At 42.9% G+C, this 17,333-nt stretch carries 17 protein-coding genes and 2 pseudogenes; 10 read left to right on the forward strand and 9 right to left on the reverse strand.

The window, feature by feature from the left end; genetic code table 11:
* Window positions 1-80 precede the first annotated feature (80 nt).
* The 4 genes from hemL to B1L02_RS03300 form a co-directional block, all read right to left on the reverse strand.
* Entirely contained in the window at window positions 81-1,361 is a 1,281-nt protein-coding gene (gene hemL, locus B1L02_RS03285; protein WP_088529906.1) for a glutamate-1-semialdehyde 2,1-aminomutase, read from the reverse strand.
* Window positions 1,362-1,373: 12 nt separating this feature from the next.
* On the reverse strand, window positions 1,374-2,390 hold the full coding sequence (locus B1L02_RS03290) for an aspartate carbamoyltransferase (protein ID WP_010372246.1): 1,017 nt from the start codon (window positions 2,388-2,390) through the stop codon (window positions 1,374-1,376).
* A gap of 124 nt (window positions 2,391-2,514) precedes the next feature.
* Window positions 2,515-2,949 carry a CopD family protein gene (locus B1L02_RS03295; protein WP_010606087.1) on the reverse strand — a complete coding sequence of 145 codons (435 nt, stop codon included), beginning with the start codon at window positions 2,947-2,949 and terminating at the stop codon, window positions 2,515-2,517.
* A 20-nt stretch (window positions 2,950-2,969) separates the two neighbouring features.
* Window positions 2,970-4,652, reverse strand: coding sequence for a chloride channel protein (locus tag B1L02_RS03300; protein ID WP_088529907.1), 1,683 nt, complete (start codon window positions 4,650-4,652; stop codon window positions 2,970-2,972).
* 328 nt (window positions 4,653-4,980) lie between these two features.
* On the opposite strand from B1L02_RS03300, the gene erpA reads away from it, so the two are divergent.
* Entirely contained in the window at window positions 4,981-5,319 is a 339-nt protein-coding gene (gene erpA, locus B1L02_RS03305) for an iron-sulfur cluster insertion protein ErpA (protein ID WP_088529908.1), read from the forward strand.
* A 90-nt stretch (window positions 5,320-5,409) separates the two neighbouring features.
* Here erpA and B1L02_RS24225 read toward each other — a convergent pair whose 3' ends face one another.
* Window positions 5,410-5,586 (reverse strand): hypothetical protein, encoded by a 177-nt coding sequence (locus B1L02_RS24225; protein ID WP_010372233.1) that lies wholly within the window; start codon window positions 5,584-5,586, stop codon window positions 5,410-5,412.
* Between the two features lie 469 nt (window positions 5,587-6,055).
* Here B1L02_RS24225 and B1L02_RS03310 point away from each other — a divergent pair, with 469 nt between their 5' ends.
* Window positions 6,056-6,298, forward strand: a complete 243-nt coding sequence (locus B1L02_RS03310; protein WP_017216404.1) for a helix-turn-helix domain-containing protein — start codon at window positions 6,056-6,058, stop codon at window positions 6,296-6,298.
* A gap of 44 nt (window positions 6,299-6,342) precedes the next feature.
* On the opposite strand, the gene B1L02_RS03315 is transcribed toward B1L02_RS03310, so the two are convergent.
* From B1L02_RS03315 to B1L02_RS03330, 4 genes and pseudogenes are all read right to left on the reverse strand, one after another.
* Window positions 6,343-7,728: an AmpG family muropeptide MFS transporter gene (locus B1L02_RS03315; protein WP_088529909.1), complete on the reverse strand. Its 1,386-nt coding sequence runs from the start codon at window positions 7,726-7,728 to the stop codon at window positions 6,343-6,345.
* A 9-nt stretch (window positions 7,729-7,737) separates the two neighbouring features.
* Window positions 7,738-8,355 (reverse strand): peptidylprolyl isomerase, encoded by a 618-nt coding sequence (locus B1L02_RS03320; RefSeq protein WP_088529910.1) that lies wholly within the window; start codon window positions 8,353-8,355, stop codon window positions 7,738-7,740.
* Window positions 8,355-8,912: a YajG family lipoprotein gene (locus tag B1L02_RS03325; RefSeq protein WP_088529911.1), complete on the reverse strand. Its 558-nt coding sequence runs from the start codon at window positions 8,910-8,912 to the stop codon at window positions 8,355-8,357. Before B1L02_RS03325 ends, B1L02_RS03320 begins: the two co-directional genes overlap by 1 nt.
* Window positions 8,913-8,916: 4 nt before the next feature.
* A pseudogene (locus tag B1L02_RS03330) lies at window positions 8,917-10,046 on the reverse strand (methyltransferase).
* Between the two features lie 38 nt (window positions 10,047-10,084).
* On the opposite strand from B1L02_RS03330, the gene B1L02_RS03335 reads away from it, so the two are divergent.
* The 8 genes and pseudogenes from B1L02_RS03335 to nqrE all read left to right on the forward strand — a co-directional run bounded on the left by B1L02_RS03335 (window position 10,085) and on the right by nqrE (window position 17,314).
* The gene (locus B1L02_RS03335; protein WP_088529912.1) at window positions 10,085-10,678 is read left to right on the forward strand and encodes an alpha-ketoglutarate-dependent dioxygenase AlkB family protein; all 594 of its coding nucleotides are present in this window, start codon (window positions 10,085-10,087) and stop codon (window positions 10,676-10,678) included.
* A 45-nt stretch (window positions 10,679-10,723) separates the two neighbouring features.
* Window positions 10,724-11,038 (forward strand): BolA family protein, encoded by a 315-nt coding sequence (locus B1L02_RS03340; protein ID WP_088529913.1) that lies wholly within the window; start codon window positions 10,724-10,726, stop codon window positions 11,036-11,038.
* A 105-nt stretch (window positions 11,039-11,143) separates the two neighbouring features.
* A pseudogene (gene fabV / locus B1L02_RS03345) lies at window positions 11,144-12,333 on the forward strand (enoyl-ACP reductase FabV).
* A 442-nt stretch (window positions 12,334-12,775) separates the two neighbouring features.
* Entirely contained in the window at window positions 12,776-14,119 is a 1,344-nt protein-coding gene (locus tag B1L02_RS03350; RefSeq protein ID WP_088532234.1) for a Na(+)-translocating NADH-quinone reductase subunit A, read from the forward strand.
* A 2-nt stretch (window positions 14,120-14,121) separates the two neighbouring features.
* Window positions 14,122-15,324: an NADH:ubiquinone reductase (Na(+)-transporting) subunit B gene (locus tag B1L02_RS03355; protein ID WP_088529914.1), complete on the forward strand. Its 1,203-nt coding sequence runs from the start codon at window positions 14,122-14,124 to the stop codon at window positions 15,322-15,324.
* On the forward strand, window positions 15,314-16,063 hold the full coding sequence (locus B1L02_RS03360) for a Na(+)-translocating NADH-quinone reductase subunit C (protein WP_088529915.1): 750 nt from the start codon (window positions 15,314-15,316) through the stop codon (window positions 16,061-16,063). The genes B1L02_RS03355 and B1L02_RS03360 overlap by 11 nt, the downstream gene beginning before the upstream one ends.
* On the forward strand, window positions 16,063-16,695 hold the full coding sequence (locus B1L02_RS03365; RefSeq protein ID WP_010372200.1) for an NADH:ubiquinone reductase (Na(+)-transporting) subunit D: 633 nt from the start codon (window positions 16,063-16,065) through the stop codon (window positions 16,693-16,695). Before B1L02_RS03360 ends, B1L02_RS03365 begins: the two co-directional genes overlap by 1 nt.
* 10 nt (window positions 16,696-16,705) lie before the next feature.
* Window positions 16,706-17,314 carry an NADH:ubiquinone reductase (Na(+)-transporting) subunit E gene (nqrE, locus tag B1L02_RS03370; protein ID WP_088529916.1) on the forward strand — a complete coding sequence of 203 codons (609 nt, stop codon included), beginning with the start codon at window positions 16,706-16,708 and terminating at the stop codon, window positions 17,312-17,314.
* Window positions 17,315-17,333: the final 19 nt, after the last annotated feature.

Below are 17,333 nucleotides of genomic sequence, written 5' to 3' on the forward strand. Positions count from 1 at the left end.
ATTCAAAGCGTAGCTGAAAAAACAAAAAAAGCCCTGAACGGGCTTTTTAAATACAAACTAATGCAAGTTTTAATCTGTGGTTATAACTTGGCAAATGCACGCTTTGCAGCGTCGATAGTTTTTTCGATTTCTTTGTTAGAATGCATGGTGCTCACAAAACCTGCTTCGAATGCTGATGGCGCTAAATAAACGCCTTCATCTAGCATCAGGTGGAAGAACTTTTTGAAGCGCTCTAGGTCACATTCAGTTGCTTGTTGATAGCTGGTTACTTTTTTAGCGTCAGTAAAGAAGAAGCCAAACATACCACCTGCGTAGTTAGTCGTAAGTGCAATACCAGCCTCATCAGCAGCTGCTTGGAAGCCTTCACACAGGGCTTTACTCTTAGCTTCAAGCTCTGCGTGTAGCCCTTCTTCTGAAAGTAGCTCTAGCGCTTTTAAACCGGCAGCCATAGCAATTGGGTTACCAGATAGCGTGCCCGCTTGATAAACTGGGCCAACAGGGGCGATGTAATCCATGATTTCTTTTTTACCACCAAACGCACCCACTGGCATACCGCCACCAATCACTTTACCTAAACAGGTCAAGTCAGGGGTGATGTTGTAGTACTGTTGAGCACCACCAAGTGCAACACGGAAACCCGTCATGACTTCGTCAAAGATAAGCACACTTTGATTGTCAGTACATATTTCGCGTAGACCTTCTAAAAAGCCTTCTACCGGTGGAATACAGTTCATGTTTCCGGCAACTGGCTCGATGATCACACACGCGATTTGATCTTTGTACTGCTCAAAAATTGCTTTTACTTCATCAAGGTTATTAAATGAAACCGTTAACGTATGCTTAGCAAAGTCGGCAGGAATACCAGGGGAGTTAGGCACGCCCATGGTAAGTGCACCTGAACCTGCTTTAACAAGCAAAGCGTCAGCGTGACCGTGGTAACAGCCTTCAAACTTTAAGATCTTATCGCGGCCAGTATAACCACGAGCAAGGCGAATAGCGCTCATGGTCGCTTCTGTACCAGAGCTTACCATACGCACTTTTTCAATAGATGGTACTAGCGCTTTTACTTTTTCCGCCATTAGGATTTCAGTTTCCGTCGGCGCGCCGTATGATAGGCCATTTTCAACCGCTTCAAGCACTGCTTGTTTAATCTCAGGATGGTTATGACCTAAGATCATCGGGCCCCAAGAACCCACATAATCAATGTACTGTTTACCATCGGCATCAAAGGTGTGAACGCCTTCGGCTTTGGTGATAAATAGTGGCGTACCACCTACACCATTAAAAGCGCGAACAGGAGAGTTAACACCTCCAGGGATTGAGTCTTGGGCGCGTTTGAATAAGTCTTGACTAATTGTCATTGTCGATCCTTTTTAGCTTTCACGTTTGCGGCTAAACCAAGGTACTTCTACCTCGTGTTTTTCCACTTGGTTTTCAACACCTAGCGTTAGGGCAAAAAGTGCCATACGGATCAATACACCATTTTGAACTTGGCGGAAGATAGCTAGGTTGTCGTTGTTATTTAGGTCGTTGTCTAGCTCGTTTGCATCGCTGCGGCTGTCGCGTGGTAGTGGATGCATTAATACTGAGCTAGGTTTACAGTGAGCGTCATAAATTGCTTGGCTGATCCTAAAGCCACCACGGTATTTGTTTGCTTCTTCTTGAGAAGGGAAACGCTCTTCTTGAATACGAGTCTGGTAAACGATATCGGCAGCTAAATTGCCTTCCATCTTAGACACGACTTCAATACGGTGACCAGCATTGTCTACGACATCTAAAATAGACTGAGGCATTTGTAAGCCATCCGGTGCAACCATTGTAAAGCGGATATCTTTGTAGTGACTCAGTAACTTTGATAAAGAATGCACGGTGCGGCCGTATTTTAAATCACCGACTAGGGCGATGTGCATGCCGTCAATTCCGGTACCAAAGCGGCTAAGCTCTCGGTCAATTGTCAGTAGGTCCAACAGTGCTTGAGTCGGGTGCTCATTAGGGCCATCACCACCGTTGATAACAGGAACGTCGGAACCGGTTGCAAACTCGGCAACTGAGCCTGCGTCTGGGTGGCGCATTGCCACGGCGTCAGCATAAGCAGAAATCACGCGGGCGGTATCATACAAAGATTCGCCTTTTGCCAGTGCTGAGCTTTGCATACCGGTGGTTTCGCGGACTAGCCCGCCCAGCAGGTTAAATGCGGTGCCGAAACTTACGCGTGTTCTCGTGCTTGGTTCAAAAAATAGATTTGCCAAAATCGCCCCATTAAGTACTTGGGTACGTTTTTGCTTTTTAGCATAGGGTTCCATTTTTTTGGCAATGGAGAAGATGTGTTCAATTGAATCTCTGTCTAATTGATTGACAGAAAGAATGTTTTCACCTTGGAAACTGAACATTTGGCGATTCCTAAAGACAAATTGACTACCGGGTTGCAAGGTCGCTCACCCAACCAGATAACACGCAGATTGCGGGCGGTTACTTGGGCGCATATTATACCCAAGTACCCCCAATAATGCACGGTTACAGTGCAGGTTTTAAAACGGCAAGAAAGACAATGGCTAATAGGATTAGTACGGGAAATTCGTTGAAAAAACGATAGAACTTGTCGCTTTTACGATTGCGATCATGTTTGAAATCGGCAAGCAATTTAAAGCAATAACCATGATAAATATAAAGTAAAATCACTAAGGTCAGTTTGTAGTGCAGCCACATACTATGTTTAAACCACTCACGTCCATATTCTGTAATCGTTAAGACTCCAAACACCGCGGTGAGAATAGCAAATGGGGTTACAAAATAGAGTAGGCGGCGCTCCATGATTTTGAGCATTGAGCTACAAGATTTTTCTTCAGTCATCGCGTGATACACAAAGAGACGTGGCAGATAAAAAATCCCTGCAAACCAGGCAATCATAAAAAAGATATGTAAGGCTTTATACGTTAGCAATAAGCTCATTATAAATTCCACTTTTTAGGCTAGAGTAAACTGTTTCTGGTGGTGAGTATGTGACGAATTTGGTCCCATCGCAATAACCCAAGTATTTGTTTATCATCCTTTTGATTGTATATATATACCGCGCCTGAGCGTTTATCTTTTAACACATCAAAGGCATCTGCTAAAGTCGCTTGTGTGCTTAGTCCTTGTAGCTCGATATAAGAGACCGATACGCTGCCCTCAGAGATTAAGTTTAAATCGTATTCGGCTAAGCGGTAGCCGCTTTGTTCATCATAAACAATGAGCGGTGTTTGGCTATCAACCGCGGATAGGGTTTCCTTTATCTGCTCTTTATCGTCGGAATAGAGCAGTTTAAAATTTTCATCCATCTCAGCCACTATCCCCACTTTCTGCAATGCCTCTTTTGCTGGGGATACTTGGTAAGGTAGCCCTTGAAAGTCCAATTGTTGAATAAAAATAGAGCGGTTACCAAATGCCTGCAATGCGGTTACGTAAGCGGTGGTGATCACCAGCATAGCTGGAACGATTATTTTCGGGTTTGAAGTCAGCTCCATTACCGCGGTGAGTGCTGCAAGTGGGGCGTGCAACGTTGCTGCAAGTAAGCCTGCCATACCAAGTACACCATAAGTTCCTGCAACATCGACGCTTGGCTCAATAAATTGCGCAAAGAAAGACATCAATGTGCCCATGATAACCCCAAGCCCAATCACTGGACCAATAATACCACCGGGAATACCAAGGCCAATTGCAAATAACGTCGCCATCAACTTGGCAATCAATATTGTTGTAAGTAGCTGTAAGTTATGGGGAGACTCAACAGCTTGCGTGATAGCGCTCATACCTGAGCCCATGGCACCCGGCACGGCATAGCCAATTAATCCCGCAATCAAGCCCGCTAATAAAAGGCGAGGAAACATGCTGATGGGTTTAAAAGTTTTGATGATCAGCATCAGATTTTGATTAAAAGCAAAAGCAACCGCTCCTAATGCTGCACCACAAATAATTAAATAAGGGTAATGCCAAAAACTCAACGGGGTGATATGAATGAGTGCCAGCTCGGAACTATTACCAAACACATATTGCGTGCTCATTGCACCGATAACTGACGCCAACATCACGGGCACGAAAATGTGGATTTTATACTCCCTGAGCACGACTTCCATGACGAATATCACCGCCGCGAGCGGAGTGTTGAATGAGGCCGCAATACCTGCAGATACACCGCAACCGGCCAAAGTTCGTGCGGCATTGAGTGGTAGATGTAAACGCTCTGATAGAATGCTCGCGGCTGTTGCCCCCATGTGTACAGATGGCCCTTCTCGACCAACAGAAAAGCCACTGATCAAAGCAACAGCACCACCAAAAAACTGGTTCGCAGAATTCCAAATTGGCATATGACCGTAGTGGTGTTTGATTCGATTGATCACATAGGGGATGCCCAAGCGATAGTGCTTAAACCCGGTTAAGGCAGCAAAGACCGCGATGAGTAGCGCTGCAAGCACAGGTAAAAATAGTCGGTGCAGCTCAGAAAGCTCAGTAAAGTCATCTGGTTTATCGAGAAATGTACCTTGGATTAATTCAATAGTAAGACGAAAAGCAATGATAAGTATCGCCGCAAGTAGGCCTGCACCAGCACCAAGCAGGCACAGTTGCGCTGAAGTTTTAGGTTTTGCAAGGCTTCGTCTTAATGTATCCAACGACATGAACGTCATTCCACAATAGTAAACCGTTTAAGAATATCAAATTTTTTACACTAAGTCCTTGTGCCAACGCAACTTAACTAAGGCAATAGTCATATTTTCCTCGGTTAAGTGTGGTGACACCAGTTTCAGAGCACAAGCCTGTCGCGTGCAGAGTTAAAAACTTCTCAACGACAACAAACAAATAGAAACTTTTTTTGAGTATGAACAAGGAGAAGCTTTCTTCCCAGAATGGATTATTTATCAAAGATAATTGGTGCAAACGCTATACTTGATTAAAATACTCAGGTATTAGATAATTTGCAGATTACAGGATTAGGGGTCTAAATCTATGTCTGAACAATTACCAATTCAGTTTTCTGACGCAGCTGCAAGTCGCGTAAAGGAACTTATTGAAGAAGAAGAGAATGTCAATCTTAAGCTACGCGTTTATGTAACGGGTGGCGGTTGCTCAGGCTTTCAATATGGTTTCACTTTCGATGAAAAAGTAAATCCGGGTGATTTGGAAATCGTAAAAAACGGTGTCACTATGGTTGTTGATCCAATGAGTATTCAGTATTTAATTGACGGTATCGTTGATTATACGGAAGGGCTTGAGGGCGCACGTTTCTTTGTGAACAATCCCAATGCAACGACGACTTGTGGCTGTGGTGCAAGTTTCAGCGTCTAACCATAATTAGCGCTACGTTTCGTTAAAGAGTCATGCTTTTGTCATGGCTCTTTTTGTTTCTGCCCACCACAGCTCAACTTCCTTTATTTGTTACAAGCTACCCGTTAGATACATCATTAAGACGAAAAACCCTAAAACAAAAGATGAAAATACTAAGATGTAGATAAAGCCTTTCTTCCCTTGCTTAAGTGGCACGCCGTTTGAGCGAAGGAAGTAAATCCAACCTAAGCACAATAGAATTGGCAGTAAAAACAGTAATCGAATCATCTAGGAATAGCCTCTTTTTTAACCACTTAGTAAATGTTAGCTGTAAGTTTTTATTTTTTAAAGAAAAATAATTTATTTCAAATACTGGTACATTTTTTAAAAAATTTGTTAAAGTGTTACTGGATATTACAGCCCTTAATGAATTAAGAAAAAGTAAAAAATTAATTAGGTGTTATTCGTGTTTTAGTCTATACCTAATTGGGTACATAGGGATAAGTTAACATTTTGTCTACGTGTTACTGGTTTGGCACAATTTACCGCAGCTAGCTGGTAAGTTGTACCGCATTCAGGGTAAACTGTAAGCTTGATCGAGTGCTACAGGAAAAATGTTGAGTTCATACAAGCTTAACATTTTGCATTGTATAGTTCCTCGATAAGCTACAACTGTAATATTTAGATAATAACTAAATGAGACGGGCATATTTCATTTAGATAATTTAGTCTTTCATCTAGTAGGAGATGTTTCATTATGATGGGTAAAACGGTTTCTTCTGAAGAAAACGGCAAACTAACGAAGTGGCTAAAATCAAAGCGCCACGAGAAAGGTCACACAATGCGCAGCCTTGCGCAGGTTTTAGGTACACCTCATTCATTCATCGGTAAAATTGAAAACCAAGAACGTCGATTGGATGTTATTGAGTTTTTACGTTACTGCGAAGCGTTAGAAGTTGATCCTTATGAAGGCCTACAGCTAATCAAAGAAGATCAATAAGCGTTTAGTTAGCAAAAACGTAAAAGGTGCAAGGACCTGCACCTCTAGTTTTTGTTAGCATGATACGCCTTTTCAATAGCATAAAGCTTGTGCCGAATTAAATATAAAAACAATAACGATGGAAGCACCATAAGCGCAGTTAGCGCGAAGAAGAGTGCCCAATTACCTCCAAGCAAATCATCTATCACAAAACCGCTATAGCCTGACAGCACAGTACGACCTAAACTGCCAAGTGAAGCAAGTAGGGCATAATGGGTTGCGCTAAATGCTCTATCACAGAGCATAGAAATAAACGCTACCATCGCTACCAGTGACCAGGCTTGAGTAAAGCCGTCCACCACGATTGCTAGTGCGTAAAGGTGCTCTTTGGGGCCCGCAATCGCAATCCAAGAAAACATTAAATTTGATGCGGCCATAGCAACACCGCTAATAAATAAGCCCTTTACGATGCCGTATTTGTGATTAAAGATACTGCCAAGAAAAGCAAATACGATAGTGATCACACCAGTACCAAGCTTTGAATATTGCCCAATCTGGGTGTTTGTAAAACCCACTTCTTTATAAAATACGATGGACATACGGGCTAAAAAGGCCTCTCCTATCTTAAATAGGAAAATAAAGGCGAGTAGGGCACATGCTGTTTTAACCCCATTCTTTTCAAAAAATCGCTTAAAGGGTTCAACCAGAGTTACAGCAAGCCAGGCATAAATCTTTTTAGAAGCATCTGATGAAGTGCTGTGGTTGAGTTTTTGCTCGTAACTCTTCTGTAGCTGTGCTTGTACTTGCTCGCGATGAGATTTTGGTTCTTTCGCCAGTAACGTGACAATCAATAAACACACTACGATGACGCTTAACATCTGATAGATAATGGGCCAGCTAAAGCCGGGCAAATCGGCCATAAAGAACGGAATTGCACCAAGTAAGGCATAGCCAGACCACCAACCTGAAGTCGCCATTGCTGCCGCAGCAGTAGCCTTTTCGCTTTCGTCTTCTGGCAAAATGTCGATGCGATAAGCATCTATTGCAATATCTTGGGTAGCTGAAAATAACGCAATAATAAAACACAATAATGCAGCATGCGGAAGATGGTCTTTAATTGAAATAGTGGCTAATGCAAAGGTGGCAATAATAATAACGAACTGACAACTTGCTATCCAGCTTCGTCTTTGCCCTAAGCGATTATATATCAGTGGTATTTTTATACGGTCAACGAGTGGGGACCACAAAAAATTGATGGTATAGGCGCCATATACTAGGCCGAATAGGCCAATGGTGCTACGGCTTAACCCTTCATCTTTAAGCCAAGCCGACATCACCGAGCCAATCAATACCCAAGGGAAACCACTACTTATTCCAAAAGCAAAGACAGTTAATAGGCGTTTGTCTTTGTAATAACCAAGATATTGTGAAAAGCTAGATGATATCAACATAACAGGTAATTACTCTGGCTGCTTTAACACTTCGACTGAAAGAATAATGACGGGTTCTTTAGGTATAAAGGTGTAGCCAAGCTTTTCATTGTAACCGGTTTCCACTTTCATAATCGCATCAAGTGTTTCGTAGCCTTCAGACACATTCCCGAACACCGCAAAGCCCCAGCCTCTGCCCGGGTTCAAGTGGTCGTTGTCGTCCATATTAAAGAAAAACTGTCTGGTACCTGAGTGTGGTTTGTTGTCTTGGTATGCCATGGCAATGGTATACATATCATTTTTCAAACCATTACCGCTTTCATTGAAGATAGCTTCGCGTTCAAACATACCATCGTACTCTTTGTCGTAACCTCCACCTTGGATAACAAAGTCTTTTTCGTTAGCTTCATCACGCTCAACGCGATGGAAGACAGAGCCGTTATAATCTTTGTTGATAACGTAAGTTAAGAAGTTATTCACTGTAATAGGGGCTCTGGATCTGTCTAGTTCGACAATAATTGGCCCTTTACTGGTATTGATTTGAACTCTAGGGAATAGATTATTCTTTTGCACAAATTTACCGTTCATTTCGGCAAGTACATTCATACTTAATAATAGGATGGCTAAGCTTAGAATTATTTTTTTCATTAACTTCCTCTCATAAATTTAATAAATTCAGGGTCTTGAACGATTCGAGTGACAACCTGTTGAGCTAGGTTGTTGAGTTGTTCTTCGACTTTGGCCTGGTCGTGTTTTAACGGGCCACTTAAATTAGCGCTGCCTTTATACTGCTTTTCGAAACTGCGAGTGCCTTGATTTATTAGCACGGTGACATCAGCTTCAGCATCACTTTGGTGAGTTGAGAAGGACTCCTCAACAATGGCTTTAAAGCGATTGATATTCACTGTGACTTGCGTTGCAGCAACTGGCGTTATTTGCGCACCATGTGCAGTGAGAGCTTGATTTAGCACTTGGTTGAAGTTAACCGGTAAATTTGCATCAGGTACATACAGCGCTGGTTCTTGGTTTTTAACTCGAATGGTGTATTTTGTGGTCCGCAGGTCGTTTACTTGTACAGCTACGTTGGCGATAAGCGCGTTTGATGAGGGTCCTTGATATTCAGGATGAAGAATGACACTGCGTGGTGAGCTTTCACAGCCCACAAGTATCAAGGTTAACAGAATAACCAGCAATGAAAAACGCATGAAGTTAGCTCCTCTTTATCGCACTTAAAACAGTGAATTTCTTGTTGTTGCCTAGTGTCTTGCTGTTACCGAACAAACGCTTTAGTTTGTCGTCGTATTCCAAGTGGCGGTTACCGATAATTCTTAACTCCCCCCTTGGCGAAGCGCAGCCTTAGCTTGCAAAAACATCTGCCAAGCGATGTGATCGGTGATCGCATTGGCCTGATGAAATGGCGGATTACACAGTACCAGATCCGCACCGTAATTTTCAAAACCCGTAAGGCAGTCGTTTTGAACGAACTGACAATCAGCAACACGCTCAGGTAGGTTATTCACGATATTTTGCTCCGCGCTATGCACAGCCATCGCGGATTCGTCGATAAAGGTGACGGTGGCATTTGGCATTTTTGCGAGCGTCATCAATCCGATGACACCATTACCACAGCCGAGATCAATGACCTTCAATGGTTTCTTGCCCATAGGTAGGTAATTGATAAAAAAACGTGCGCCTATATCAAGAGAATCTCGTGAGAAGACATTTGCTTCATTCGACAAGGTAAAATCGGTTTTTTCCAGCGACCAAGACACAGGGAATTTACTATCAATGGCTTTGGCTGACGTCTTGCTGAACACCAAGCGCGATTTTTTTACGGCTAAGCTAGTCGTTGGCTCAGTTAAGAAGTGGCTAAAGCTTTTTAATGTAGAAGTGTGAATTTCCTTTGCTTTGCCAGCCGCAATTACGGGAATGTCGGCAGTCAATTTACTTAACTTGGCGAGTTGCGATTGTAGTAGCCCTGAATTTTTGGGAATTTTTATTAATATCAGATCGATATCTTTTGGCAGCTCATCCATGCTAGTGAGTACATCAACCTTAGCGTCCGCAAGTTCATTGGCCTCTAAATTATACTCATAGGCGAGGGTACTCACATAAGAATCGGTCACTACCGTGCAGTGCTTGTCAGCAAGTGCACAGCATAATGCGCCAAAACTATCGTTTAGAATGAGAATACGGTTTGCATCGCGGTGATGTTCAAAGACATAATCTAACAGGTATTCGTCGGCTGAATCCCAAGCTTGTAAGCTACGATTTTTTTGATCGAGTGGAAGCCTATGTAGCGTAAAAGGGTTTCCGGCTAGAATTGCATCAGTCGTCATGTGAATGTTCTATAAATAAAAGCAGCGGGTAGTTTAACATGAGAGCAGTAGACAAAGCACGGAACTTGCCGAGCGGTTTTAGCTATCGAGCACAGGCTATTAGCTTCGATAAAAGTCTAGCGCTATATAATGTACTGCTTAATACTGTAGCGTGGCAGCAAAATACCATCACCTTATTTGGCAAAACGCATCAAACTCCCCGGCTTGAACGCTTTATTGCAGATCCTGATGTTCGCTACAGTTACTCGGGAAAGTTACTTGAAAATGCACCTTGGCCTTCGGTATTGCTTGGGATCAGACAAGCGCTAGAACGCAGATTTAATATTCCTTTTAATGCGGTATTGGCTAATTTCTATCGTAATGGTCAAGACAGCATGGGCTGGCACAGTGATGATGAACCTGAACTCGGTTTGACCCCCACAATTGCTTCACTGTCGCTTGGTGCGACCCGCAAATTCAAAATACGCCAAAAAGTAAGCCACTCTGTAACCGACATTTTATTGGAAACGGGCAGCTTATTGATAATGCAAGGTGATAGTCAGCGCGACTATCAACATGCTTTGCCTAAGCAGGCCAAGGTGACTCAGGGGCGCATTAATCTTACTTTTCGAAGTGTTGGAAATACGCGCTGAACGGCGTATAGTAGCGTCACGAATTGCTCTAGGAGACAAAGTATAATGTCAATGCAATCACAGATTTATGACAAGATATCGGAAGCTGTTGCGTGCAAGCACCTGAACGTGATCAATGAAAGCCATATGCACAGCCGTGGCGAAGAGTCTCACTTTAAAGTCATTGTCGTAAGCGAACAATTTATCGGTCAGAGACTGCTTCAGCGTCATCGAAAAATCAATGAAGTGCTAAAAGATGAGCTGCAAAATCATATTCACGCTTTGGCCATTCATGCCTATACACCCGAAGAGTTTTCAGAAAAAGAAGGTCAGACGCCCGAGTCACCAAAATGCTTAGGTGGTTCTAAGTTCGATAGCTGATCAGATGTGTGTTTTACATATCTACCAGTACACTACGCAATAATTTTAATAAAGTGAGGCCAATCTCACTTTTATTTTGTATCAAATCAATGGATAGGATCTCTTATGGTCATTAAACCAAAAATTCGTGGATTTATTTGCACTAATGCACACCCTGCAGGCTGTGCTGCACACGTTCAAGAACAGATTGACTACGTAAAACAACAAGGCCAAATTGAAAATGGTCCTAAAAATGTATTAGTGATTGGTGCATCGACAGGTTATGGCTTGGCATCGCGTATTACTGCTGCATTTGGGGCTGGTGCGAAAACACTAGGTATCTTCTTTGAAAAAGAAGGTTCGGAGAAAAAAACGGCGTCAGCAGGTTGGTATAATACGGCTGCATTCCAACAAGCTGCAGAAGAAGCGGGTTTATGGTCTAAAAATATCAATGGCGATGCGTTTTCTGATGAGTTGAAGCAAAAAGCCATCGACACCATCAAAGCGGAACTGGGTAAAGTAGATTTAGTGGTATATAGCCTTGCTTCTCCTCGTCGTAAAGACCCTAAATCTGATGAAGTTTACTCTTCAACACTTAAGCCAATTGGCTCAGCTATCACCACTAAAAACCTGAATACTTCAAAGCGCGTCATTGATGAAATGACAGTTGAAGCTGCTGACGAAGACGAAATCGCCAATACGGTTAAAGTGATGGGGGTGAAGACTGGGAACTTTGGATTGATGCGCTTAAACAAGCGGATGTGTTAGCTGAAGGTTTTAAAACAACGGCATACACTTATATCGGTAAAGAGTTGACTTGGCCAATATACGGTCACGCAACTATTGGTAAAGCCAAAGAAGACTTGGACCGTGCGACGCTAGCAATTCGCGAAACTACAGCTGATATTAACGGCGAAGCGTATGTGTCGTCATTAAATGCAGTAGTGACGCAGGCAAGCTCTGCTATCCCGATTATGCCTTTATATATTTCTGCACTTTTCAAAGTGATGAAAGGGGATGGCACGTATGAAGGGACGATCGAGCAAATCCATGGCTTGTTTACTGAAAACCTATATGGGCAATCGCCACGCTTTGATGATGCCGGTCATTTGTTCCAAAACTATAAGGAACTAGAAGACGGCGTTCAAGCGCGTGTACAAACCATTTGGGATACCGTTGATACAGATACAATCGACGAACTGACGGATTATGTTGGCTATCACAACGAATTCTTGAAGCTATTCGGCTTTGGGGTCGACGGCGTAGATTACGAAGTGGATGTGGATGCAACGGTAGAAATTAATCACCTCGTTTAATTTCACGGTTTTTGATCTCACCTTTTTTGATTTTGCGGGCAAAGTGCTAATTGGTACCTTGCCCGTTTTTGTTTGATTGTTCGAATTTTTACTTATTTTGCAGATTAGGGTAAGAAAAATTTTATCTATGCAACTTTGGTCTATACTCCTTCCAGTGATGGATTTTTCAACTAATCTAAATCCACGTTAAAGTCGTATTAATTTCATAATTCCACTCGCATACTCAGTACGATTAATGTTAAAATCAGAGAAATATGTGAGGACTTTTATCACGACGCTGCTTTTTTGTGCGTTGAGGGGTATTTTAAAGGGGCTTGTTTGGGAACCCTATTCGGACTCATAACTTTCTGCTCTTTATACCTAATACTTAGTACAAACGAGGTGGCGCTGTGGTGACTAAAGATATTTTCAGTTTCTTTCCGTTAATGTAATGCAAGTGCGTATGATCAACATAAAAAAAGGTCTGGACTTACCAATCGAGGGCGCACCTCAGCAAGTTATTCATGATGGTTCTGCTGTCAAACGAGTAGCTGTGCTAGGTGAAGAATTCATAGGTATGCGTCCTACCATGCATATTCGTGTGGATGACCAAGTCAAAAAAGGCCAAGTTCTTTTTGAAGATAAAAAGAACCCAGGCGTCAAGTTTACTGCGCCAGCTTCTGGTGTAGTTAAAGAAATTAACCGTGGTGCTAAGCGTGTACTTCAATCCGTTGTGATCGAAGTTCAAGGCGACGAGCAAATCACTTTTGAGAAGTTTTCAGCTGCTGAATTAAGCAACCTAGACTCTGACAAAGTGAAGGAAGTGCTAATCGAGTCTGGTCAATGGCCAGCGCTTCGTGCACGTCCATTCAGCCGTGTCGCTGTGCCGAGTGCAACACCTAGCTCAATCTTTGTGACAGCAACAGATACTAATCCGTTAGCAGCAGATCCTGCTGTTATCATCGCAGAAAACGTGGAAGCGTTTGAAGCGGGTCTAGCGGTCGTATCTCGTTTGACTGAAGGCAAAGTATTTGTGTGTAAGAAAGCGGGTGCTAACGTACCTAGTTCTTCTATCTCACAAGTAGAAGTTCACGAGTTTGCAGGTGTACACCCAGCAGGTAACGTGGGTACTCACATTCACTTCCTAGATTCTGTAGGTACAAACAAGCAAGTTTGGCACATTGGTTACCAAGATGTCATCGCGTTTGGTAAGTTGTTCCTTACAGGTGAAATCTATACGGACAGAGTTGTTTCTCTAGCGGGTCCTCGTGTTAAGAATCCTCGCTTAGTGAAAACTCATGTCGGTGCGTCGCTAACAGATTTAGTTGCAGGCGAGCTTGAAGACGGTGATAACCGAGTCATTTCTGGCTCTGTGTTAGCTGGTAAAACAGCAACTGGCCCTCACGCTTACCTTGGTCGTTACCATACTCAAGTATCTGTATTACTTGAAGGTCGCGAGAAAGAGCTTTTTGGCTGGATCGCGCCAGGTAGTGACAAATTCTCAGTAACGCGTACATTCATTTCACACTTAGCACCTAGCCGTTTGTTCAAAATGACAACGTCTACAGGTGGTTCTAAGCGTGCAATGGTGCCAATCGGTAACTATGAGCGTGTTATGCCACTCGATATTTTGCCAACCCTATTATTACGTGATCTTATTTCACGTGATCTAGATTCTGCGATTTCGTTGGGTGCACTAGAGCTAGATGAAGAAGATTTAGCACTATGTACTTACGTATGTCCGGGCAAATATGAGTACGGTTCAATCCTGCGCGATTGCCTGACTACTATCGAGAAGGAAGGTTAAAAATGGCCTTAAAGAAATTTTTAGAAGACATTGAACCTCACTTTGAACCTGGTGGTAAACACGAGAAGTGGTATGCGCTTTACGAAGCCGTAGCAACTATCTTCTATACTCCAGGTTATGTAAACAAAGGTGCAACGCACGTTCGTGATAACATCGACCTAAAACGTATTATGATTTTAGTGTGGATGGCGACGTTCCCTGCAATGTTCTTTGGTATGTTCAACATCGGTCACCAAGCTGCGCTTGCACTAGGTAATGGTTTTGAGCTTGCTAATACTTGGCAGGTAGCTATCTTCCAAGCGCTTGGTGGTGAATTAACTGCTGATGCAGGTTGGGGCGCCAAGATGTTCTATGGTGCATGTTTCTTCCTCCCTATTTATGCAACGGTGTTTGCGGTTGGTGGTTTCTGGGAAGTGTTATTCGCGTCAGTTCGTAAGCACGAAGTAAACGAAGGTTTCTTCGTAACTTCGGTATTGTTTGCGCTTATTCTGCCTGCGACAATTCCACTATGGCAAGCTGCTTTAGGTATCACTTTCGGTGTCGTAATCGCGAAGGAAATCTTTGGCGGTACAGGTCGTAACTTCCTAAACCCAGCACTTGCTGGCCGTGCGTTCCTGTTCTTCGCTTACCCTGCTGATATTTCTGGTGACACAGTGTGGACAGCGGTTGACTCGTTTTCTGGTGCGACATACTTAGGTCAAGCGACTGCGGGCGTATTAGATTACAGCAACATGGACCTATGGTTTAACGCGTTTTATGGCTTTATCCAAGGCTCTGTAGGTGAAACATCTACACTGGCAATCTTACTTGGTGGTTTGTTCCTTGTTTATGTTCGTATCGCCTCATGGCGCATCGTGCTAGGTACATTCATCGGTATGGTTGTGATGTCATTTGTTCTAAATGCAATCGGTTCTGAAACAAACGCTGCGTTTGCAATGCCTTGGCATTGGCACTTAGTACTTGGTGGTTTTGCATTTGGTATGTTCTTTATGGCAACAGACCCAGTATCTGCGTCTTTCACAGACAAAGGTAAGTGGTTATACGGTGCGCTAATCGGTGTAATGGTTGTGCTTATCCGTGTTGTTAACCCGGCATACCCAGAGGGCATGATGTTGGCAATCCTATTCGCTAACCTTTTTGCTCCATTATTCGACCACTTCGTAGTGCAGTCTAATGTGAAGAGGAGATTGGCACGTGTCAACTAAGAATGAATCAATGGGCAAAACGCTCGGCGTAGTTGTTGGCTTATGTTTAGTGTGTGCAATCGTAGTATCTTTTGCTTCGGTTCAGCTTCGCCCTATGCAGCAAGCAAACAAAAACGAAGATATTCAACGCAACATTTTAGCCGTTGCTGGCTACGATAAAGTTAAAAACGTGTCTGAAGTTTTTAACCAAAATATCGAATCACGTGTTGTTAGCCTAGAAACAGGTGAATTTGTTGAGGACGTTAAAGCGGAAACTTTTGACTTTGAAGCGACTAAGTTTGATGCCAAGCGTAGTTACAAGCTTTCTAAAGAAGAAGATAAAGCGGGTATTCAACGTATTACGAATAACTCACCGGTTTATTTTGCAAAAGATGACCAAGGCAATGTCTCTACTATCATTCTACCAATCCAAGGTTACGGCCTTTGGGGTGTGATGTATGGCTTCCTTGCGCTGGAAGCTGATGGTGAGACAATTAAGTCAATCAACTTTTATAAGCACAGCGAAACTCCAGGTCTTGGTGGTGAAATCCAAAACCCTAAGTGGACTGCACTTTGGGAAGGTAAAGAGCTTCCAATCGACGTAGTTAAAGGTAGTGCTGGCGGTAACGAACACAAGGTAGATGGTCTATCTGGTGCAACACTTACTTCTAACGGTGTTGATCACACAGTTGATTTCTGGACGAGCGACAAAGCGTTTGGTCCATTCCTTGCGAAAGTACGTAAAGGAGCATTGAACTAATGGCTAATGCAAAAGAAATGAAGGAAGTCTTGTTTGGTCCTGTTTTTGCGAACAACCCGATTGCACTGCAAGTGTTGGGGATCTGTTCTGCACTAGCGGTAACTTCAAGCCTTAAAAATGCACTTATCATGTCGATCGCGTTGACATTGGTTACTGCGTTTTCAAGTTTATTTATCTCAATGATCCGTAACCACATTCCTTCAAGTGTGCGTATCATTGTACAAATGACGATTATTGCATCTCTAGTAATCGTTGTAGACCAAGTGCTTCAAGCCGTTGTTTACTCAACAGCGAAAGAACTATCAACGTTCATCGGCCTTATCATTACTAACTGTATCGTAATGGGTCGTGCAGAAGCATATGCAATGAAGTCACCACCAACAATGTCATTCCTTGACGGTATTGGTAACGGCCTAGGTTACTCTGTTGTTCTTCTAACAGTTGGCTTTATCCGTGAACTATTTGGTGCAGGCACATTGTTTGGCGTTGAAATTTTACCACTTATCTCAGAAGGTGGTTGGTATCAGCCTATGGGTCTACTAGTTATGCCATTCAGCTCATTCTTCATCGTCGGTGCATTTATTTGGGCACTACGTACTTGGAAGAAAGAGCAAGTAGAAGCGAAGGCGTAAGGGGAGAGAGATGGAACAATATATTAATTTATTTATAAAAGCGGTTTTCATTGAAAACTTAGCTTTGTCTTTCTTCTTAGGTATGTGTACTTTCTTGGCGGTATCTAAGAAAGTAACCACGTCATTAGGTCTAGGTATTGCAGTAATCGTTGTTCTAGGTATTTCTGTACCTGTAAACAACTTAGTTTATCACGCAGTGCTAGCACCTGGTGCATTGGAGTGGTTAGGGTTCCCTGAAGTGGATCTTAGCTTCCTACGATTCTTGACGTTTATTGGTGTAATCGCAGCGCTTGTTCAAATTCTAGAAATGACATTGGACAAGTTCTTCCCTGCACTGTACAACGCACTGGGTATCTTCCTACCGCTAATCACAGTTAACTGTGCGATTTTCGGTGCGGTATCATTCATGGTTGAGCGTAACCTAAACTTCGGTGAATCTGTAGTTTATGGTCTAGGTTCAGGTGTGGGCTGGGCACTTGCTATCGTATTGTTAGCAGGTATTCGTGAGAAGATGAAGTATGCAGACGTTCCTGATGGTTTACGTGGCTTAGGTATTACCTTTGTTACTGTAGGTCTAATGGGCTTTGGCTTCATGTCATTCTCTGGTATTTCACTGTAAGGTAGCGAGGAAACTATAC

Origin of the sequence: Pseudoalteromonas piscicida, from assembly GCF_002208135.1 — a bacterium.
Classification (GTDB): Bacteria; Pseudomonadota; Gammaproteobacteria; order Enterobacterales; family Alteromonadaceae; genus Pseudoalteromonas; species Pseudoalteromonas piscicida_A.